21 protein-coding genes are annotated in these 20558 nt (G+C 67.7%); 13 read left to right on the plus strand and 8 right to left on the minus strand.

Translation table 11 applies throughout. From position 1 onward, the window contains the following. Window positions 1-12 precede the first annotated feature (12 nt). Window positions 13-969, minus strand: coding sequence for a tyrosine-type recombinase/integrase (locus DIZ26_RS29155; protein WP_112247330.1), 957 nt, complete (start codon window positions 967-969; stop codon window positions 13-15). 127 nt (window positions 970-1096) lie between these two features. Next, on the minus strand, window positions 1097-1609 hold the full coding sequence (locus tag DIZ26_RS29160) for a putative immunity protein (protein WP_232828673.1): 513 nt from the start codon (window positions 1607-1609) through the stop codon (window positions 1097-1099). A gap of 93 nt (window positions 1610-1702) precedes the next feature. On the opposite strand from DIZ26_RS29160, the gene DIZ26_RS29165 reads away from it, so the two are divergent. Together DIZ26_RS29165 and DIZ26_RS29170 are read left to right on the plus strand one after the other, a co-directional pair. Then, window positions 1703-2218: a putative immunity protein gene (locus DIZ26_RS29165; RefSeq protein ID WP_112247334.1), complete on the plus strand. Its 516-nt coding sequence runs from the start codon at window positions 1703-1705 to the stop codon at window positions 2216-2218. A gap of 137 nt (window positions 2219-2355) precedes the next feature. After that, window positions 2356-2958 carry a dihydrofolate reductase family protein gene (locus DIZ26_RS29170; RefSeq protein ID WP_112247336.1) on the plus strand — a complete coding sequence of 201 codons (603 nt, stop codon included), beginning with the start codon at window positions 2356-2358 and terminating at the stop codon, window positions 2956-2958. Window positions 2959-3008: 50 nt separating this feature from the next. On the opposite strand, the gene DIZ26_RS29175 is transcribed toward DIZ26_RS29170, so the two are convergent. Beyond that, the gene (locus DIZ26_RS29175; RefSeq protein ID WP_112247338.1) at window positions 3009-3830 is read right to left on the minus strand and encodes an NmrA family NAD(P)-binding protein; all 822 of its coding nucleotides are present in this window, start codon (window positions 3828-3830) and stop codon (window positions 3009-3011) included. 81 nt (window positions 3831-3911) lie between these two features. On the opposite strand from DIZ26_RS29175, the gene DIZ26_RS29180 reads away from it, so the two are divergent. The 8 genes from DIZ26_RS29180 (at window position 3912) to DIZ26_RS29215 (ending at window position 11791) form a co-directional block, all read left to right on the plus strand. Beyond that, on the plus strand, window positions 3912-4829 hold the full coding sequence (locus DIZ26_RS29180) for an AraC family transcriptional regulator (protein WP_112247340.1): 918 nt from the start codon (window positions 3912-3914) through the stop codon (window positions 4827-4829). Between the two features lie 83 nt (window positions 4830-4912). Beyond that, window positions 4913-6346 (plus strand): serine hydrolase domain-containing protein, encoded by a 1434-nt coding sequence (locus tag DIZ26_RS29185; RefSeq protein ID WP_198676342.1) that lies wholly within the window; start codon window positions 4913-4915, stop codon window positions 6344-6346. A gap of 157 nt (window positions 6347-6503) precedes the next feature. After that, window positions 6504-6827 carry a YciI family protein gene (locus DIZ26_RS29190; RefSeq protein WP_112247342.1) on the plus strand — a complete coding sequence of 108 codons (324 nt, stop codon included), beginning with the start codon at window positions 6504-6506 and terminating at the stop codon, window positions 6825-6827. Next, on the plus strand, window positions 6824-8056 hold the full coding sequence (locus tag DIZ26_RS29195) for an RNA polymerase sigma factor (protein WP_112247344.1): 1233 nt from the start codon (window positions 6824-6826) through the stop codon (window positions 8054-8056). Before DIZ26_RS29190 ends, DIZ26_RS29195 begins: the two co-directional genes overlap by 4 nt. A 103-nt stretch (window positions 8057-8159) precedes the next feature. Further along, window positions 8160-8570 (plus strand): YciI family protein, encoded by a 411-nt coding sequence (locus DIZ26_RS29200; RefSeq protein WP_112247512.1) that lies wholly within the window; start codon window positions 8160-8162, stop codon window positions 8568-8570. A gap of 6 nt (window positions 8571-8576) precedes the next feature. Next, window positions 8577-9800, plus strand: coding sequence for an RNA polymerase sigma factor (locus DIZ26_RS29205; protein WP_332872749.1), 1224 nt, complete (start codon window positions 8577-8579; stop codon window positions 9798-9800). Window positions 9801-9840: 40 nt separating this feature from the next. After that, a complete protein-coding gene (locus tag DIZ26_RS29210) occupies window positions 9841-10548 on the plus strand; it encodes a VOC family protein (protein ID WP_112247346.1) in 708 nt (235 codons plus the stop codon). Window positions 10549-10555: 7 nt separating this feature from the next. Then, window positions 10556-11791: an FAD-dependent monooxygenase gene (locus DIZ26_RS29215; protein ID WP_232828674.1), complete on the plus strand. Its 1236-nt coding sequence runs from the start codon at window positions 10556-10558 to the stop codon at window positions 11789-11791. Window positions 11792-11893: 102 nt separating this feature from the next. On the opposite strand, the gene DIZ26_RS29220 is transcribed toward DIZ26_RS29215, so the two are convergent. Next, window positions 11894-12949 (minus strand): aldo/keto reductase, encoded by a 1056-nt coding sequence (locus tag DIZ26_RS29220; RefSeq protein WP_112247348.1) that lies wholly within the window; start codon window positions 12947-12949, stop codon window positions 11894-11896. Between the two features lie 130 nt (window positions 12950-13079). On the opposite strand from DIZ26_RS29220, the gene DIZ26_RS29225 reads away from it, so the two are divergent. Both DIZ26_RS29225 and DIZ26_RS29230 read left to right on the plus strand, forming a co-directional pair. After that, window positions 13080-14024, plus strand: a complete 945-nt coding sequence (locus tag DIZ26_RS29225) for a helix-turn-helix transcriptional regulator (protein ID WP_112247350.1) — start codon at window positions 13080-13082, stop codon at window positions 14022-14024. 165 nt (window positions 14025-14189) lie between these two features. Continuing rightward, a complete protein-coding gene (locus tag DIZ26_RS29230; protein ID WP_112247351.1) occupies window positions 14190-15182 on the plus strand; it encodes an LppU/SCO3897 family protein in 993 nt (330 codons plus the stop codon). 42 nt (window positions 15183-15224) lie between these two features. On the opposite strand, the gene DIZ26_RS29235 is transcribed toward DIZ26_RS29230, so the two are convergent. Next, window positions 15225-15752, minus strand: coding sequence for a helix-turn-helix domain-containing protein (locus tag DIZ26_RS29235; RefSeq protein ID WP_112247353.1), 528 nt, complete (start codon window positions 15750-15752; stop codon window positions 15225-15227). Between the two features lie 190 nt (window positions 15753-15942). On the opposite strand from DIZ26_RS29235, the gene DIZ26_RS29240 reads away from it, so the two are divergent. Further along, window positions 15943-17775, plus strand: coding sequence for a vWA domain-containing protein (locus DIZ26_RS29240; RefSeq protein WP_232828684.1), 1833 nt, complete (start codon window positions 15943-15945; stop codon window positions 17773-17775). Here the strand turns inward: DIZ26_RS29240 and DIZ26_RS38025 are convergent. The 3 genes from DIZ26_RS38025 to DIZ26_RS29255 form a co-directional block, all read right to left on the minus strand. After that, a complete protein-coding gene (locus DIZ26_RS38025) occupies window positions 17762-19165 on the minus strand; it encodes a serine/threonine-protein kinase (protein WP_112247357.1) in 1404 nt (467 codons plus the stop codon). The two genes, DIZ26_RS29240 and DIZ26_RS38025, sit on opposite strands and share 14 nt — an antisense overlap. A 79-nt stretch (window positions 19166-19244) precedes the next feature. After that, the gene (locus DIZ26_RS29250) at window positions 19245-19688 is read right to left on the minus strand and encodes a nucleoside deaminase (protein ID WP_232828675.1); all 444 of its coding nucleotides are present in this window, start codon (window positions 19686-19688) and stop codon (window positions 19245-19247) included. Then, on the minus strand, window positions 19688-20524 hold the full coding sequence (locus DIZ26_RS29255; RefSeq protein WP_112247359.1) for an LLM class flavin-dependent oxidoreductase: 837 nt from the start codon (window positions 20522-20524) through the stop codon (window positions 19688-19690). Before DIZ26_RS29255 ends, DIZ26_RS29250 begins: the two co-directional genes overlap by 1 nt. Between the last annotated feature and the right edge of the window lie 34 nt (window positions 20525-20558).

Here is a 20558-nt window from a genome sequence, read left to right on the forward strand (position 1 = left end):
CACCATCCTGGGTCAGGGATCGACCATCTGGTCCAGGGTGCGGTAGGTGCGGTTGCTCGCCGCGGCGGAGCGTTGCTCGCGGCCGGTGGCTTCGATGTAGTTCTGGCTGGTGGCGAGGCTGGCGTGGCCGAGGAGCGCCATGATCTCCGACGCGGTCGCGCCGTCCTCGGCGAGCCGGGTGGCGAAGGTGTGCCGCAGGGCGTGCAGGTTCGCGCCGACGGGAACGCGATCGTGCAGGCCCGCCCAGCGGTAGCAGGACTTCACCAGGTACTCGAGGCCGCCGCGGCCGATCGGCTGGCCGTCGCGGTCGAGCAGGAGCTTGCCGGAGCGGCCGAATCGCTTCCGGGGAAAGCGGCGCGCGCACGATTCGACGTACGTCGCGATGATCTTCTCCATGATCGGCTCGACCGGGATGGACCGGTCGCGGCTGCCTTTGCCGTGGATGTGCAACCGCATCTCGCCGGGTCGGCCGGCCAGCGAATCCGCCGTCAGCGTGCGCATCTCGGCCGAGCGGAGTCCGGCGACGAGGCCGAGCGCGATGACGAGTACGTCGCGCTCCGGCCAGGGATCACGAGCACGGCGTGCACCGTCGGCCGCTGCCTTGAGCAACTTCTCCGGAGTGTCTTCGCCGCGCAGCGGCTTGGGGGAGAGGGGAGGGGTCTTGGGTCTCGCGACGGCTCCCATCGGGTTGCCGGTGAGCAGTCCGTCGGACACGCAGAAGGTGAGGAACTGGTTCCAGGTGGACCAGGCACGCAGTACGGAGCTCTTCGCGTGGGTGTCGGCGAACGCGCCGAAGGCGTCGCGCAACACCTGAGCGGTCAGCTCGGTCACCTCGAGGCTCTCGGCGTCCGCACCGAGCAAGGCGGTGATACCCGCCAGGTCACGACGATAGGCAGCGGTCGTGTGAGGGGAGTCCTTCCGCGGCCGCCGAGCCGCGAAGAACGCCGCCTGAGCTTCGAGAACCTTCATGCCGCAAGGTCTACAGCAGGCCGCCGACAATTCCGTCCGAGTCCCCCGGGACCCGACTGTTGCTATCAGCAACTACCTGACGAATTCATGCATAATGCCAATTATGCATGACTCAGCGCGCCCCTTCTCAGCCCCGATCGGGGGAGTTGCGCAGCGAAATGTCGAGTTGCCGGAGATATTCGCCTACGCGTCCGCCGCCGGCCGGGGCCGACGGATAGCGACTGAGGACATCTCGTACTACCGCGCCGGCGAGCGTTTCGCAGCGGGCGAGGTGTGCGGCGGCATCGCCACCGGAAAGCTCGAGGGCTCGGGCTGCATGCGCCGCTGAGCCGAGGATGTGTTTGACCTGGGTGGCGTTGGCCAACGGGTGAAGGAATGCAGCACCACAAGCGTGACCGGCTGCTCGGGCACCATCGCTTGCGGCGGCCTGACCGGCATCGCGAGTTTCCTGAGCCGCCTTGTGTGCGGCCCAAGCGCTGTCCCGGAGCAGCTTGGTGCGTTCAGCGCCGGCAGCAAAGGTCTGGGCGGCGTCGAGCGCTGCTCGTGGACGCTGGTCTTCGGGGCGTGCCTGGTCGAAGATCTCCAACGCCGGCCGCGCGCAGGCCACGGCGTACGCGGTGACTTCGCGGAGTTCGGTCATGCTGAGTTCTATTGTCGGAGAGTCGGCCGCCATGGCGGCATTCTGCCTCGCGGCCGGTGCAGGTTCAGCTGGTTTGTCTGGTACGACTAGGACGTGATCCTGCCGAAAGAACGTGATCCGCGGTTCATCACCATTCGTCGAGGCGGAACCCTCACGGATGCCGACCATCACCTGCTGGGTCTGTGGGCGGCCGCGTGTGCCGAGCACGTGCTGCATTTGTTCGAGGCCGAGCAGCCTTCGGATCTCAGGCCTCGCCAGGCGATCGAGCAGATCCGGGCCTGGACCCGTGGCGAGATCAGGATGTCCGATTCGCGCGCAGCCGGCGGTCATGCCATGGCAGCGGCGAGAGAATTGAGCGGAGCCGCCCGACATGCCGCATTTGCTGCCGGCCAGGCCGGCGTCGTCGCGCATGTTGCCGCACACGAGCTCGGCGCGGCGGCGTACGCGATCAAAGCCGCGCAAGCCGCCGTTCCCAAGGCCGACGCCGACACCGCCGGCCGTCGCGAATGCAGTTGGCAACGCGAACAACTGCCGGAACAGATCCGCGAGCTCGTCCTGGACGATCAACGCCTGCGAAACGACATCTGCTGGCGCGTCTTCGACTGTTGACTAACCCCTCTCCAGCCATCACCACAGATGTCCGATAATGGACATTATGTCAACTAGTCCTCTTCCGCCCAGCCTCAGGTGACCCCGCTCGAGGGTCAGAGTGTCCACGAAGACAGCTGTCGCGAACAGGAGGCACCATGGGCAAGGTCGTTGCGCAGGCGAACATGTCGCTCGACGGGTACGTGGCCAAGCAGGACAACACCATCGGCGGGTTGTTCGACTGGCTGCAGAACGGCGAGGTCGAGATGCCGACGCCTGCTGGAGACTTCGCCATCCATCTGACCCCGCAGAGTGCTGAACACTTGCGCCACTGGATGTCCTCACTGGGCGCTCTGGTTTGCGGGCGGACGCTGTTCGAGGTGGCCGACGGGTGGCAGGGTCGCCATACTCTCGACGTCCCCGTCGTCGTCGTGACGCACCAGGTCCCCACCGAGTGGGTCGCCGCCCACCCCGACGCACCGTTCACTTTCGTGACCGATGGTGTCGAGGCCGCGGTCGCTCATGCACAGACGCTCGCCGGCGACCGCGTCGTCGCGGTCACCGGCGGAACGATCGCCCGGCAGTGCCTGGACCTCGGGCTGCTCGACGAGGTGGCCGTCGACCTCGTCCCGATCGTGATGGGCGAAGGCAACCGGCCCTTCTTCGGCAAGCTCTCGGCCGACGAGGTGGCGCTGGGGAATCCCACAGTCTGCGTCCAGGGCGACCGCGTTACCCATCTCGTGTTCCCCGTGGAGCGCTAGAAAGGCCTCGTACTCCCCCGTCCCCGCAGGCCGATTCGCAAGCAGTCTTCTTAAGAACTGAAGTAGCCCTCCCCTGCGGCTCTGGTGACGTAGGTTTCGAAGGAGATGGCTGGGCGGCCGAGGGCTTGGTGGATGTCGTCGGAGCAGGTCTCGGCCGAGCCGTCGCGGATCGAGACGAGGATGCTGGTCAGAAGCTGCGCGGCCGGTTTGGGAACGCCGTTCTCCAGCTGGCGTCGCGTGTAGTCCTCAGGGCTGAGGTCGACGTACTCGATCCGGCGGCCGGTGGCCCGTCCGATCAGCTCGGTCGCCTCGCCGAAACTGATCGCCGCAGGGCCCGTGAGCGAATAGACCCTGCCGTGATGGCCCTCAGTCGTCAGAGCGGCCGCAGCCACCGCGGCGATGTCTTCGGCGTCGACGAACGGCGTACGACCGTCTCCGGTCGGCAGGGCGAGCGTGCCGTCGGTGATCGCGCGCGCCCACGGTCCCTCGCTGAAGTTCTGCGCGAACCAGTTGGGATGCAGGATCGTCCATTCGGCATCAGAGGTGCGGACCGCTTGCTCGGCGGCGTGCAGTGGATGGCTGTCCTCCTCGGCCCGTGCCGCGGACAGCATCACGAATCGGCGTACGCCGGCTGCGGCGGCGGCCTTGGTGAAATCGGCCAGTCGCGGGCCGGCCTGGAGCGTCGGTTCCATCAGGTAGGCGGCGGTGACACCGGCGAGCGCGGGTTCCCAGGTGGCCGGTTCGCCGAGATCGAGGCGTACGTCGGCGTCGCGGCGGGCCGCCGTACGGACTGTGTGCTCGGTGGATCGGAGTTGCCGGGCGAGGCGGCGGCCGGTCGTTCCCGTACCGCCGAGGATGAGGATCGTCTGCATGTGTCCAGCCAAGCCGAGCGGCCCTCGGACCATCCATGGGAGATCGTCGGCCGTTCCTTTGTGATCGTCTAGCCTTCCCTGATGGACGTTCTGAGCGATCTGCTGCAACGGGCGCAGGCCACGAACGCCCTGGTCCGGCAGTTCATCGCGCAACCGCCCTGGTCCGTGACGTACGACGAACTGCCTTCGCTCAGCGTCGTCGCGGCGCTCGGCGGCTGCGCCACACTCCGCATCGACGACGGCGCCCCCGCGACCTTGGCCGCGAACGACATCGCGTTGATCACGGGCGTCCGCAGCTACACGATCGCCGACGATCCAGCCACGCCGTCGCGATATGTGATCCGGGGAAACACGAAGTACCTCGACGGGCGGGCGGTCGGCCCGGGCGAGTTCCACGCTCCGCGGACGTACGGCGACGGCCTCGGCGGGACGACGATCGTCCGCGGAGTCTACGACCTCCGTGGTGCGGTCGGTCGACGGCTGCTCGATCTCTTGCCGCCCGTGGCGATCGTGCCCGCCACTGACCGGACCCGGCCGGCGCTCAGCTTGCTCGCCTCCGAGACTGCCCGGGAGGAACCCGGGCAGGACGCCGTACTGCGCAGGTTGCTCGACTTCGTGCTGGTGGTCGCGTTGCGCGCCTGGTGGGCCGGGCCAGACGCTACTCCCCCGTCCTGGTACCAAGCGCTCACGGCACCGGGTATCGGTGATGCGCTACGCCTGCTTCACGACTCCCCCGCTCACCGCTGGACGGTCGCGGAGCTCGCCGCGAAGGTTGCGATGTCTCGCGCCACGTTCGCGGCCCGCTTCACCGAGCTGGTCGGGGCGCCGCCGCTGACCTATCTGACCAGTTGGCGGATGGCGTTGGCTGCTGACCTGCTCCAAGACCCCGCGGCGACAGTCGCCTCCGTCGCTCGCGCCGTCGGGTACGAGGATCCGTTCGCGTTCGCCGTCGCCTTCAAGCGTGTCCATGGCCTCACTCCTTCGGCCTGGCGGCGCTAGGGCCGCGGATCGGCCGGGGAGCATCGCTCTGGTCTGCGGGTCGCAGCCAGAAATGGATTGCGTGGGATTGTTACCGTGCCCGCATGTCTTCTCACCGTCCGCTTCTCCCCCGGTCGACACCGGCCGGCGCAGGGATTTCGTCCCGCGCGATCAGCGCGCTGCTGGACCGGCTCGAAGCGGAGTCGATCGAGTGTCACTCGCTGATGGTCGTACGCCGTGGGCACGTCGTCGCCGAAGGCTGGTGGGCGCCGTACTCCGCTGATCGGCCCCACCTGCTCTACTCGTTGACCAAGTCGTTCACCTCGACCGCCGTGGGTCTCGCGATCACCGACGGGCTGCTGTCGCTGGACGACCGCGTGGTCGACGTACTGCCTGAGCACGTCCCGGAAGACGTGGCTGAGCAAGGCCGTCGCATCACCGTGCACCACCTGCTGTCGATGACGACAGGACGCCGTACGGACAGCCTCGCCGAGGCGTGGCAACTGGAATCCGGTGACCTGACGAAGGGCTTCCTGCGCGTCCCGTTCACCGACCCTGAGGGAAGCCGGCATCTCTACGAAGATGCGACTACCTATCTCCTGGCCCGGATGGTCGAACGGGTCACTGGTCGTGACCTGCCCGGATTTCTCGACGAGCGCTTGTTCCACCCGATGGGCATCGATCACGCCGAGTGGGACCGCGTGGCCAGCGGTGCGGCCTTCGGATTCCATGGCCTGCATCTGACGACCGAAGCCGTCGCTGCCTTTGGCGAACTGCTGCTGCGCGGGGGCGTCTGGGGCGACCGGCAACTCGTCCCTCGCGAATGGGTAGAGCTGGCGACCAGGAAGCACATCGACACGACCGAGCCGCTGCCCAACTGGTTGCCGAATCCCGACTTCCTGTCCGGGTACGGCTACCAGTTCTGGCGGTCGCGGCACGGCTACTTCGGCAACGGTGCCTACGGTCAGCTGTGCGTGGTCGCCCCGGCTCACGATCTCGTGGTCGTCATGACGTCCGCCCTCGAGCGGACCGACGTGGTGCCCGGTGCGTTCTGGGATTGCCTGCTGCCCGGTCTCGACCAGGTCGGAAGCGCAGAGGACGACGAGGCGCTCGCTGATCGGCTGCGGCGGCTGACGCTAGCGCCGGTGATCGGTGCGGCGGCTCCGAACCGATCTTCCAAGGCGCGAGTGGACGGCTCCCCCGCGGATTCGGCCCTTCCCGACGGAACAACAGTGACGGTGGATCCGGTGGACGGCGGCTGGCAGGTGCAGCTCGGTTCGTCGCTCGCGGTGGCAGTCGGGCATGGAGATTGGCGGGAAAGTACGCCGCTCGGCCGCCCGGTCGTCGCGACGGGCGCATGGCAGGACGGCAAGTTTGTCGCCGAGCTTTATGTCATCACCAGCCCGCACCGCGCTCGGCTGGTGGTCGACGCCGACGCGGGGACGGCGCAGGCGACCTGGAGCACGGTGCCGCTGACGACTTCGAGTCTGGAGTTGCACCTGCGATCGCCGCTGATGACGCGCCCCGATGTGGCGTAGCCGGGACCCGTTGGGGTTCTAGGCTCGCCTTCCGGAGTACCGGGAAGTTTTCTCGACGAGAATGTGACTGCGGTGTCGGATCGGGGTGGCGACGTTCGTTGCAGGAGTGAACGGCAGCCGGCCGCGGCGCCACTGAACCACAGGAGATGATCGGACGATGCAGTACCTGGTTTCTGTGATCGATGACAAAGTCAATCCCGGTAGCACCGATCGGCAGCCTGCCATCAGCGAGTTCAACGACCGCCTGATCGCCGACGGCTACTGGGTCTTCGCGGGCGGGCTCGCGGACACCGAATCGGCCACCGTGATCGACAACCGGGGCGGCCAGGCGGTGTTCAGCGACGGACCGTTCGTGGAGTCCAAGGAATACCTGGCCGGCGTGTGGGTGTGGGAGACCCCCGATCTGGACGTGGCGCTCAAGCTCGCCGCCGAGGCGTCGAAGGTCTGCGATCGCAAGATCGAGGTGCGGCCGTTCGGGTGAGTGGGATCGACATCCAGGAAGCGATCACCGCGGCCCATCGCGACGAGTGGGCGCGGGTGATCGCCAGCCTGACCAAACGCTTCGGTGATCTCGACATCGCCGAGGAGGCGGCCGCGGAAGCGTTCGCGACCGCTGTGGAGAAGTGGCCTGCCGACGGCGTACCGCCCAACCCCGGCGGCTGGCTGACCACGACCGCCAATCGCAAGGCCATCGACCGGCTCAGGCGCGAGAACAAGCGCGACGACAAGCACAAGGAGGCTCTGGTGTTGACCGACGACGACCCGCCCGAGCCTCTGGGCGCGATCGAGGACGAACGGCTCCGGCTGATCTTCACCTGCTGCCACCCGGCACTGGCGATGGAGACCCGGATGGCGTTGACGCTGCGAATGGTCGGCGGACTGACCGTGCCCGAGATCGCCCGGGCCTTTCTGGTCCAGGAAACGGCCATGGGGCAGCGGATCACCCGCGCGAAGGCGAAGATCAAGGCGGCCCGGATCCCGTATCGGGTGCCGGCCGCGGAGGACCTGCCGGCCCGCGTCTCCGGCGTACTGGCCGTCCTCTTCCTCGTGTTCAACGAGGGCTATCTGGCGACCGGGGCCGATACCGATCCCGTGCGTCATGAGCTGACCGCCGAGGCGATCCGGCTCACCCGGCTGATCCGGGCTCTGCTGCCCGAAGACGGCGAGGTGGCCGGGCTGCTCGCGTTGATGCTGCTGACCGAAGCACGGCGTACGGCGCGGATCTCGGCGAGCGGCGAACTGATCACGCTTGGCGAGCAGGACCGGGGCGCCTGGGATGCGGCGCTGATCGCGGAGGGGCATCGCCTCGTGCGGGAGCGGTTGGCCGCCAGGGTTGCGCCGGGCCGGTATCAGATTCTTGCGGCGATCAATGCCGTGCACACGTCGGCGCGGGATGTGCGCGATACCGACTGGTCGCAGATCGTTGCCTTGTACGACCAACTCTCCCGCCTCGACTCGTCGGCGATCGTGGTGCTGAACCGGGCGATCGCGGTCGCCGAGCTCGATGGGCCCGAGGTGGCGTTGGCCGACGTCGATCGTCTCGAGGACAAGCTGGCCGGGTATCACGCGTACCACGCGGCGCGGGCCGACCTGCTGCGCCGGCAAGGACGCAGCGAGGAGGCGCGAGCGGCGTACGACAAGGCGATCGAGCTGGCGGGCAACACCGCCGAGACCGCCTACCTCACCCGCCGCCGCGACCAACTCCGCTGAGCTGCCGACCGAGTTCTAAGCTCGATGTCGAGAAGCTTCGGTCGGCTCCGCTCACCAGGTGAGAAGCCGCGGAAGACGCGGCTCGAGACACCTGGAGATGACGATGCCGAAGTACCTCCTGCTGAAGCACTACCGGGGCGGCCCGGAGAACTACACCTCCGTGCCCCCGATGGACCAGTGGGCGCCTGAGGATGTCGAGGCGCACATGGCCTTCCTCAGGCACGTCAGCGAGATGCTCGAGGAGAACGGCGAGTACGTCGGTGCGCAGGCGCTCACGCCGGAGCGCACCTGGGTTCGTTACGGTGGGCCTGACGCGGCTCCCGTCACGACGGACGGCCCGCATCCGGAGACGAGCGACCTGGTCGCCGGCTGGTACATGATCGACGTCGATTCCTACGAGCGGGCGCTCGAACTCGCGGCGTACGTCTCGTCGGGACCTGGTCCCGGTGGCGAACCGATGTACGAGTGGATCGACGTTCGCGAGATCATGACCGAGGCGCCGTCGGATGACTGAGCCGGTGTGATCGAGGAACCGATGCTGGTGGACGAGGGTGCCCTGCGCGCCCTCGTCCCCCGCGTGCTCGCGGGGCTGGTCCGGCGCGGTGAGGATTTCGATGCCGCCGAGGATGCGCTGCAGGAAGCGTTACTGGAGGCGCTCCGGGTCTGGCCCGACAATCCCCCGCACAATCCGCACGGGTGGCTGGCCACTGTCGCGACGAGGCGGCTCGTCGACGCACGCCGCAGTGAGATCGCCCGGTACCGGCGTGAGGAGACGACGGCGTACGCCGATCCGCCGCCTGCCGCCGTCGAACAGGGCGATGACACCCTTTTCCTGCTGTTCTGTTGCTGCCATCCGGACCTCGCGCCCGCGTCGCAGGTGGCGCTGACCCTGCGTGCTGTCGGAGGTCTCACCACGCGCGAGATCGCCGACGCGTTCTACGTGCCCGAGGCAACGATGGCGCAGCGGATCAGCCGCGCCAAGCGCACTGTCCGCGGGCGCCGGCTGGATCAGCCGGGCGACCTGGCCGTCGTACTGCGAGTGCTCTATCTCGTCTACACCACTGGCCACGCGGGCCGGGTGGATCTGGCGGCCGAGGCGATCCGGCTCACGCGGCAGCTCAATCTCGCGACCGGGGAACCGGAAGCGCGCGGGTTGCTCGCGCTGATGCTGCTCAACCACGCCCGGCTGCCCGCGCGCCTCGACTCCGAGGGCCGGATCGTCACGCTCGATCGGCAGGATCGCAGCCGGTGGAACAGTCGTGAGATCGCCGAAGGAGTGCGTGTTCTGCAGTCGGCGCTGGCCTTGCAGACCGATGAGCGCCCACCTGGTCGCTACCAGATCGAGGCCGCGATCGCTGCTCTTCACGACGACGCGGCAAGCGCGGAGGAGACCGATTGGCCGCAGATCCTCAGCTGGTACGACGACCTGGTCGCGCTGACCGATGATCCGGTGCGCCAGTCCCCCGCCGCCGTCCTCGGGCGCGCGGTCGCGGTCGGCCATGTGCTCGGCCCGGCCGCCGGACTCCGCGAGACGGACCGGCTGAGCGAGGTCATCGGCGAGCGGCACCGCTGGTACGCCGTACGCGGGCATCTCCACGAGCTCGCCGGCGATTTGGACACCGCCGCGGCGGCGTACGCCGAAGCCTCTCGCCGGGCCACCAACCTCACCGAGCACGACCACCTGCTTCGCCAGGCCGTTCGCCTCCGGGCAGCAGCACGCACGCGCCCGGGCGACCGGCCTTAAATGCGTTGTCTGGTGATCTGGCAGCGCCTAGCGTCGTTGAATGACTACTCGGTTGGTGACGCTTTGCTTCGATGCGCAGGAACCGCCTCGGCTCGCGGAGTTCTGGGCCGGAATTCTCGGGCGCAAGGTGGGCGATGACGGTGTCACGCTGCTGCCGAACGACGAGCTCGAGTTCGCGATTCGGTTCACTGCGACCGAGGCGGAGAAGAGTGAGCCGAATCAGATGCATTTCGATCTGACCAGCGCTACCCCTGAGGCGCAGCAGGCGACAGTGGCGAAGGCGCTCGACCTCGGCGGGCAGCATCTCGATATCGGTCAGCGGCCGGAGGATGGGCATGTCGTGCTGGCTGATCCCGAAGGCAATGAGTTCTGTGTGATCGAGGCGGGCAACAACTTCCTCGCCGGCACCGGGACGATCGGGGCGTTCTCGTCCGACGGGTCGCAGGCAGTCGGGTACTTCTGGAGCAAGGCGCTGGACTGGCCGCTGGTCTGGGACCAGGACGAGGAGACCGCGATCCAGTCCCCCGAGGGTGGATCGAAGATCAGCTGGGGCGGTCCGCCGGTGCGGGAGAAGACCGCGAAGAACCGCTTGGTCTTCGAGGTCGCTCCCCCGGCCGGCGGCGAGGTGGGGACAGAGGTCTCGCGGCTCGTCTCGCTCGGCGCGACCCGGGTTGGACCAGGTGAAAGCGGCGCGATCGAGATGCTCGATCCCGACGGCAACGAATTCCGCGTGCTGGCGGCGCGGTAGTACATCTGTGGAATCTTCGCCGGCCCCCGCCGAGGACTTCTTGTACGACGTGATCATCGCCGGCTGCGGGCCGACCGGTGCGACGCTGGCCGCTGAGCTGCGGCTACACGACGTACGGGTTCTCGTGCTGGAGCAGGAAACCGAGCCGGTGTCGTTCGTCCGCCTGGTCGGGCTGCATCTGCGCAGTCTCGAACTGATGGCGATGCGCGGCTTGCTCGCGAGCATTCTCGAGCAGGGAAGGAAGCGGCCGGCCGGCGGATTCTTCGCAGGGATTCCGAAACCCGTGCCGGAGGGTCTGGATTCCGCGCACGCCTATCTGGTCGGCATTCCGCAGCCGGTCATTGTTCAGCTGCTCGAAGACCACGCGATCGAACTCGGTGCGCAGGTACGGCGTGGTTGCGCGGTGGCCGACTTCGCGCAGGACGACCAGGGTGTGACTGTCGTACTGGGCGATGGCGAGCAGCTGCGCTCGCGGTACCTCGTGGGGTGCGACGGCGCGCGCAGTGCGGTTCGGAAGGTGCTTGGCGTCGGCTTTCCTGGCGAGCCCGCACGGACCGAGACGCTGATGGGTGAGCTCGCGGTCGGCGTACCGCACGAGGAGATCGCGGCCAGGGTCGCGGAGGTGCAGCGAACCCAGCAGCGGTTCTGGCTCCGGCCCGCTCGCGAAGGGACCTATAGCGTCGTGGTCCCTGCCGCGGGAGTCAGCGATCGGGCAGAACCGCCTACGTTGGCGGATTTCCAGCAACAGTTGCGCGCGATTGCCGGGACCGATTTCGGTGTGCATTCACCGCGCTGGTTGTCCCGTTTCGGGGATGCCACGCGGTTGGCCGAACGGTATCGGGTCGGGCGGGTACTGCTGGCCGGCGACGCGGCGCACATCCATCCACCGACCGGCGGGCAAGGTCTCAACCTGGGTGTTCAGGACGCGTTCAACCTCGGCTGGAAGCTGGCCGCAGAGGTCCGGGGCTGGGCGCCGGAATCGCTGCTCGACACGTATCAGGCCGAGCGTCACCCGGTCGCAGCGGAGGTGCTGGACAATACTCGCGCGCAGATGGAATTGCAGTCCAGCGAGCCGGGCGCGCAGGCGGTGCGGAGGCTGCTCACCGAGCTGATGGACCTCAACGAGGTGAACCGCTATCTGATCGAGAAGATCGCCGCGATCGGGATCCGGTACGACTTCGGCGAAGGGCCCGAGCTGCTCGGGCGGCGGCTGCGCGATATCGACGTGAAACAAGTCGGCTGATCAAAACGGGTGTGCTCGTCGACGTGGGCGCTCGTCGACGCCGGGTGCGCCGGAGCACACGGCTCCGGCGTACCCGGCCTACCGGCGGTCAGGCGTACCGGGTCAGGCGGCGGCGCGGTCTGTGAGTGGGCGGCGGCGCTTGGTGGGGTCGGTGAGGGCGGGGGTCTGCCAGAGGCCGTCGGACTGGTAGTGGTGCAGGTCGGTGCCGGGCGGGACGATCTCGTCGATCCGGTCCAGGACCTCGTCGTCGAGGGTGAGGTCGGCGCCCTTGAGCAGGCCGTCCAGTTGCTCCATCGTGCGTGGACCGATGATCACCGACGTCACCGCCGGGTGCGAGGTGACGAAAGCGAGGGCCAGTTCGGGCAACGTACGACCGATGCCGTCGGCAACTTCCACCAACTGCTCGACGGCGTCGAACTTGGCCGCGTTGGCCGGCAGCGACGGGTCGAACCGGTGCGGCGTCAGCGCGGCACGCCCGGTCGCCAGGTCGACGGGCTGATCCTTACGCATTTTGCCGGACAGGAAGCCCGAGGCGAGCGGGCTCCAGGTGAGCACGCCCATGTTCAGCCGCTCCGCGGTCGGCAGCAGTGAGCGCTCGATGCCGCGAGTGACGAGAGAGTACGGCGGTTGCTCGGTACGGAACTTGCCGTACCCGCGGCGCTCCGCCACGTGGTACGCCTCGACGATCTCCTCGGCCGGGAAGGTCGAGCAGCCGAACGCGCGGATCTTTCCCTGGCTGACCAGATCGGTCAGCGCCGACAAGGTCTCCTCGATATCGGTCCGGTAGTCGGGCCGGTGAATCTGGTAGAGGTCGATCCAGCCGGTGCCGAGCCGGCGCAAACTCTGCTCGACCTCGTGCACGATCCACCGCCGCGAGTTGCCGCTGCGGTTCGGGCCCTCCCCCATCGGGAAATGCACCTTGGTGGCCAGTACGACGTCGTCGCGGCGACCCTGCAGTGCCTTGCCGACGATCTCCTCGCTCTCGCCGCTGGAGTACATGTCGGCGGTGTCGACGAAGTTGATGCCCTGGTCAAGGGCGGCGTGAATGATCCGGATGCTGTCCTCGTGATCGGGATTACCGACCGCACCGAACATCATCGCGCCGAGACAGTGCGTACTGACCTCGATCCCGGTCCCACCAAGCGTGCGATAACGCATCGAAACTCCTCAACTGGTAGCAGTCCCGCCAACCTAGAAGCTAGACCTCGCTCTAGGTCAACTCTCATCAGCCAAGAGCCCGGGGGTTAAGTGCTCAGCGCATGCGTAGTTTGTTTGGGAGGATGGGCGTATGCGTGCGGACCGGCTGGTTGCGACTTTGTTGTTGATGCAGTCGCGGGGGCGGGTGACGGCTGGTGAGCTGGCTCGGGAGCTGGAGATCTCGGTGGCTACCGCGCGGCGTGATCTGGAGGCGTTGTCGACGGCGGGCATTCCGGTATATCCGCAGCCCGGGCGCAATGGTGGCTGGTCGTTGCTCGGCGGGGCGCGGACGGATCTGAGCGGGCTGAGCGCGGCCGAGGCACAGGCGTTGTTCCTGCTGGTCGGGCCTGCGGCCGCGGTCGCGCCCGAGGCGAAGGCTGCGTTGCGGAAGCTGGTGCGAGCTTTGCCCGACACCTTCCGGGCCGACGCGGAGGCGGCGGCCGAGGCGGTTGTCATCGATCCGGCCCGCTGGGGTGAGCACGTCAAGGAGCGGCCCGAGATGGTTCGGCGGCTCCAAGAGGCCGTCGTACGCCGGGTCAAGGTGCGCCTTTCGTACGCCGGGCGCGGGCAGACCGGGTCGGAAAGGCTTATCGATCCGCTCGGCCTCGTGGACAAGGACGACATCTGGTACCTGATCGCGGGCACCGAGAAAGGTCAGCGCACCTTCCGGGTGGAGCGGATCACCGAGGCCGTTGCGACCGAGCTGCCCGCGGACCGACCGGCCGACTTCGACCTGGCGACGGCGTGGGCGCAGGTGGTGGAGGAGATGGAGCGGAACCGCTCTCTGCTGACCGCGACGGTCGTGATGCCGGAGCGCTTCCTGTGGGTCATGCAGGACCGGCTCGGGCGGCACTGCGAGGTGGTCGGGCCTGCGGGCGACGGGCAGATCAAGATCGAGGTGACCGCGCCGACTCCGCTGATGATCGCCCAGCAACTGGCCGGCTGGGGCGGGCAGATCGAAGTACTCGATCCGCCGTCGGTGCAGGCCGAGCTGGCTCGGCTCGGTCAGGAACTGGTCGAGCGGTACCGGCCCTGAGATCCCTGGTGCACAAGGGCTTTCGAGCACGGAAAGAGGTCGGCCGGTGACCGTTGGTGGCATTTGGGGTGGTGTGGTCACCGTTTCGTAGCGGAGGGCCTCGGTGACCGCTTCGCCTGAGTATGGTGCGGTGTTCGATTTGTCCCGTACGAGCACAGGATTCCCGTGACCACTACCCCGCCTCAGTCCCCTCACGATCCCTACGCGGCGCAGCCCGGCGCCGGTGGTGGATACGGTCCCCCGCAAGACCAGTTCCCGCAGTACACCCAGCCGGCACCCGGGCCCGGCCAGTACGACCAGCCCCGTCAGTACGACACAGCTGGTCAGTTCGGTCAGCCTGGCCAGGCGCAGTACGACGGTGCGGGGCAGCAGGGCTTCGCGCCGCAGTACGCACCCGGTCAGCACGACGCTCCGGTGCAGCCGGGCCAGGTCCCGTTCGGCCAGCCGGGTCAGCCTGGGCCGCAGTACGGGCAGCCTGGTGTCGGACCGCAGGGGTTCCCGCAGCAGGGTGCGCACGAGCAGTTCCAGGGGATGCCCGCCTATCCGCAGGGCGCGATCCAGTGCCGGTTCTGTGGTGGGATGCCGGCTGTCCAGGCGACCGTCCGCGGTCACCAGGGATTCCTGATCGTGATGCGGTTCCTCAAGCTGGAGGGCCCGTTCTGCCGCACCTGCGGTATCGCGACCTACCGCAACATGACGGCGAAGAGCCTGTGGCAGGGCTGGTGGGGCGTCGGTTCGGCGATCATCAACCCGATCACGATGCTGATCAACATCCCGACCCGGCTCAAGTTCAAGCAGCTGCCGGAGCCGATCCCGGGCGCTCCGGGTCACCCGATGGACCTGGGCAAGCCGCTGTTCCAGCGTCCCGCGGTCCTGGGCTTCCTGTTGCCGATCGCCTTCATCGCGTTGTTGATCTACGGCAACCAGGGCTCGCCGTCGTCGGCGAGCGCGGGTGACTGCGTGCAGAACAAGGGCACGGTCAGCAAGCCGGACGTGAAGGTCGTCGACTGCAGCTCCAGCGACGCGGAGTACAAGGTCCTCGGCAAGCTCAGCAACTCGACGAACTCCGACGATTGCGAGAAGTTCGACGGCTACACCGTCGCGTACACCGAGCAGAACGGCTCCTCGAAGTACACGCTCTGCCTCGCGCCGAACTGACAGCCGCCCTCCGGATCGACGCTCAGTCGTCGGTCCGGAGGGTCATCGGCCGGACGTGATTCGGGCGTAGTAAGCGCGGGCGTCCTGGGTGCGGCCGGTGCCCAGCATTCGGAGCGCTTCAGCGATGTCGGGGTAGCTCGGCTCCAACAGCTCGGCGGCGCCCTGCAGGTCGGTGGCCGAAGCGACGTCGCGAAGCAGCGACTGGATGGCCGCGACCGGATCGGCCGGGACTTCGGCAGGGTTGCCTTGGGCAACGCTCAGCGTGGATGGCTGAGCGGCGCGGATCTCGATCAGCCGTCGATGCTGCTCTTCCTGGGGCAGCTCGTCCCAGCCACGCTCCCCCACCGCCTGCTCGAGCTGGAGCAGTCTCGACAACACGGCCGGATTGCTGATCTTTGCCCGCTGCCCGGACATCAGTTGGGACAGCATGGGTGCGGACAGCCCGAGGATCGCGGCCAGCTGGGCCTGGGAGAGGTCGAGCCGATCGAGCAGCCGGCGGAACCTGTCCCTGAGGAACTCGCCGTACCACTCGACCTGCAGGTCGAGGTTGCGCGTGTGTACGTCGGTCACCGGGCCTCCGGGATTCGTGTTTGCAATTTGCAGATGCAAACGCTAGGTTCGTGCTCAGTCAAGCCGCAAAGCTCCTGGAGACGCCATGATACGACGCTTCGCCGCTCTCGCCACTGTATCGGCCCTTGCTTTAGCATTCTCATTCGCGAATGCTTCCGCAGCGGCCGCCGAGGGTGAGCTGTCACCGGTGATGGTCGTGCTCGACTCGTCCGGTTCGATGACCGCGCGAGACGTCGGCGGCAGCGGGACCCGGATGGACGCGGCCAAACGGGCCGTCGGTTCGATGGTCGACGGTTTGCCCGCCCAGGCGCAGGTCGGCCTGGAGATCTACGGCGCGGGGACAGGATCGAGTGGCGCCGAGAAGGCAGCCGGATGTCGTGACGTCCGGGTCGTCCAGCCGGTCCGGACCGTCGACAAGGCCGCACTCAAGCGCGCGGTCAACGCGGCCAAGGCCAGCGGTTACACACCGATCGGCCAGGCGCTGCGTACTGCGGCCGCGCAACTGCCGAAGGAAGGTCAACGCTCCGTCGTGCTCGTCTCCGACGGCGAGGACACCTGCGCGCCACCCCAGCCTTGTGAGGTCGCCAAGGAACTCCACCGGCAAGGTGTCGATCTGCACGTGCACGCGATCGGCTTCCGGGTCGACCCGAAGGCCCGCGCTCAGCTCGCCTGCATCGCACAGAACACGGGCGGCACGTATCACGACGCCACCGATGCCGATTCGCTGCTCGGCATCCTCGGCCGGGTGACCGAAAAGGCGCTACGGCACTACGAGCCGGTCGGCAAGCCGGTCATCGGCACGGCCGATCCGTTCACTGCACCGACCCTGGTGCCGGGTCAATACCTGGACACCATCGACCCGGTCGAGGAACGCTTCTACGCGGCCGAGCTGAAAGCCGGCGAGACGGCGTACTTCGCGGCGACCGCGATCTTCCCTCGCGGCAACCCGCGCGACATCGAGGTCGTCGACGTCAGGATCACCGGACCGGGTGGCGCGGACTGCTACAGCTCCGAGCGCAACCTCAACACCCGCGCTCAGGACGGCGGTTCGCAGACCTCGGTGCTGACCTGGACCGGTCTGGCCGCGGGATCGCAGAAGACGAAAGCCTGCAGCGTGCCCGGCAAGTACGTCTTCAGAGTCACCCGCGACGCGGACCAGCGTGGTACCGACCGGGTGCCGATCGAGCTCCAGCTGCGAATCGAGCCGCCCGTGACAGGAAGCCTGGGCGAGCAGGCGCAGCAGAATCTCGTCGACTTCGCTCAGCAGCCCACCGGCGCCGTGAAGCCGGTCCGCGCCGGCGGTTCGTTCAACGAGGCAACGACCCTCGACGGGGCCGGCCGGTACGGCGAGACGATCTACTACGGCGAGGAGCTGTTCTACCGGGTCAAGCTCGAATGGGGTCAGGGGCTTGCTTACCGGGTCACCTTCGGCGGCGTACCGAAGGGTTCGACAGCCAATATCCGGACCGCCCTGTTCAGCCCGGTCCGCGCTGACATCAAGTCCGACACCACGGCCTACACCGGTAGCACCCAGATTCTGCCCTCCAACGGCAAGCCCATCGCGACCGCGCGAACGGCGTACCTCAACCGGAACGCGACCGAGGCGGCCATCCGAAAGTCGAGTGTGGACGGGTGGTATTACATCGTCGCCAAGCTCGGCTCGGCTTTGGGTACCGACAGTGACTCACCCAGTGGCGTGCCGGTGACGATCGACGTCGCCGTCGTGGGCGACAAGGTTGGCGGTCCGCAGTACGGCGCGGCGGGAGACGTTGCGTCCACACCGACCCCGACTCCGACCGCCTCCGGCTCGACGCCTTCCGGTTCGAATACCGACGCTGCTGGGAAGAGCCAAGCCGATCCTGCGCCAGACGACTCGTCGTCGGCACTCCCCTGGATCGTTGGCGGCGTGCTGCTGGTGCTGGCTGTGGCGGTTGTCGGAGCCGTGCTGGTGGCTCGTCGACGCAAGCCGCCGACGCCGCCCAGCTATCCGAATGCGGGACCTAGCTGGCCTAACCAGCCTTGATCCACCGGTAGGACGATCCTTGCTGATGGCACTCGACGCGAGTGCCATCAGCGGTCGTCTCGATCTCACCGGCCTCCTGCCAGCCACACAATCCGCCGAGCGTCACCTGCGGGTTGGGCACGGGAGTCACCGGACCGGTGGGAACCGTCTCCGGTGGCACGGACGGCTTGCGCGCCGGCGTGGATACCGAAGTACTTGTCGGTGAGCTGCCCGGTGACGGTGAGCCACCGCCGGCTCCGTTGTGGAGCACCACGGCAACAACACCAGCCACCACCAGTCCAGCCACACTTATACCTGTCCAAACCAGCCGACGGTGCCCCGAGCCACTTCCTCCGCCTGGGGAAGACGCGACCGCATGCGGTTGCTCGCCTGAGTCGGCGTGCGGTCCAGCGGAAGCTTGTTGCTCCGGAGGGGCGGTTTGAGGCTCGGGGAGTTTGGTTTGCTCGGGTGGGTTGAGCGGGGGATGTCCGGGTGCGGCTGTGGGTGTGGGTGCGGGTGCGGGTGCGGGTGCGGGTGCGGGTGCGGGTGCGGGTAGAGCTTCGTAGGGCGGGGGTAGTGGTGGTAGGTGGTTGAAGACCTCTATCGGCTCGCCGTCAGGAGTGTGCGCCGGGAGGTGCAGGGCGTCGGTAAGAGCAGGCGCGAGTTGCTTCAACGCTGCGGTTGCTGACCTGGTTCGTTGATCGGGGTCGACGTGGACCAAGCCTTCGACTACATCCCAGACAGTGCTCCCGGCGGAGCCCTCGGACCGCGGGGGTAAGGGGCCGGTCGGCGGTGGCTCTTCGCCGGTCAGTAGTTGCCAGCCGGTGACGCCTGCTGCGTAGAGGTCTTGTGCGACACCGGGTGGTTCGCCGGCGAGTACCTCAGGTGCGACGAAGCCCGGTGTTCCGACGATCGCGCCTTGCTGTGTGAGACGCGGCTCCCCCAGCAAGAACGCGATCCCGAAATCGCTCAACCGCAGTACCGGAAGGGCTGTACCAGTTGCCTCCAGCAACAGGTTTGCGGGCTTGACGTCGCGGTGGACGACTCCTGCGCCGTGGACGTGTTCGAGTGCCGTCAGGACCTGGGCCAGCAGCTCGGCGGCGTAGCGCTCCGGCAATGCCCCGAAGTCGGCGACCAGATGACTCAGCGACCCACCACCGACCAGGTCCATGGCCAGGAGAGCCTGATCGTCCTCGGCTGCCCAGCTGTAAGGGCTCAGTACGTTCGGGTGCTCCAGGCGCAGACCCTGCTCGCGGACGAACCGCAGCAGCGCGCCCGCATGTCGCTGACGCAGGACCTTGGCCGCGCAGAGCCGATCGAGGCGGCGGTCCCACGCGCGCCAGACGGTCCCAGCCCCGCCTGAGCCGACAGGATCGATGAGTTCGAACCGGCCGGCGAACACATCAGGCACCGGTGGTTCTCCTCTCGCGCGGGACTCGGCATACCTTGCCAGGCTGCCTCAGCCCTCGCGAGCCGGGGTCCGCTACTGATCAGGTGTAGTACCCGTCGACGACAGCGCTTGCCTCGTCATACAGGGCCGGGCCGTCCTGTACGACGGGCGCGAAGCCGCCACCTGGCTTGAGGCCGTTCAACTGGTCTCCCGACAACGCGAAGACGACCCGGCCGAGGCCCGATCGCTCGATCGCGCCGGTGCACATGCCACACGGCTGGCAACTGGTGTACATCGTGGTGGTCGCAGCCACATCCGGCGACAATTCGCGAGCGGCCCACTTGGCGAGCTTGAGTTCCGGATGCGCGCTGATGTCGTTGTCGGTGATGCTCGTGTTCCCGGCCTCGGCGACCACCGTGCCGTCGGACCCCACCAAGATCGACCCGAACGGCGGGTTGCCGGACTCACGCGCCGCAGCGGCCAACTCGATCGCCCGCCGCAGATATCCCTCTTCGGCCGACGACACGATTGCTTCTGTACTCACTACTTGTCTCCTCTGTGCGCCATGACTGTCGCCAGCGCGCTCCAGGCCGTCTCCGGCCGCTCGGTCTCTGCTGGATCACCGATGAACGGATCCAGTACTACGGCCTCGGCGCCGAGCGCCTCCAGCTGATTCAAGTCACCGATCACCTGATCGATCGATCCCTCACCAGCGACCCGTTCGTCCAACGGCTCGGGAGTGAGCCGGAGCAGGATCCGCGGTGAGAACGCAGGGAGCGCTCTCTGCTCGTTCTCGGCGATCTTCGCCAGTACGCCGAGCGCGTTCCGCATCCAGTCCATCGACTGGCGCAACGGATGCCACGCGTCCCCGAAGCGAACGGCGCGCCGCATCCCCGCAGTACTGAGTCCACCGACCCAGATCGGGATGTCGCCGCTGCGGTAGTCGGCGTCGTTGGTCCACGCGTCGCGCACGGTCCGCAGCAACTCGTCGGTCAGCTCTCCGCGCTGGGCGAAGTCGACGCCGAGTGCCTCGAACTCCTGTCGCGCCCAGCCGGCTCCGACACCGAGGACGAATCGGCCGCCACTCAACTGGTTGAGGTTCGCCGCCATCCGGGCGACCAGCAGCGGATGCCGGTACGGCGCGATCAGCACCGTGGTGCCCAGCCGGATCGTGTCGGTGATGCCGGCCAGCCAGCTCAGCGCGGTGAACGGTTCGTAGAAGGGCGCCGGGTACTGCTCCGCGACGTCGGGCGTGATCGCGACGTGGTCGGACAACATCAGCAGGTCGAAGCCCAGCCCCTCCACTGTCCGGGCCCAGTCGCGAAGCCGTCCCGGATCCGTGCCGGGGCCGAAGTTGGGGACGTTCACGCCGATTTCCACGCCGTCAGGCTATCCAGCCGAAAGGGTCGCCCAG

Source organism: Kribbella monticola, assembly GCF_003261635.1.
Classification (GTDB): Bacteria; Actinomycetota; Actinomycetes; order Propionibacteriales; family Kribbellaceae; genus Kribbella; species Kribbella monticola.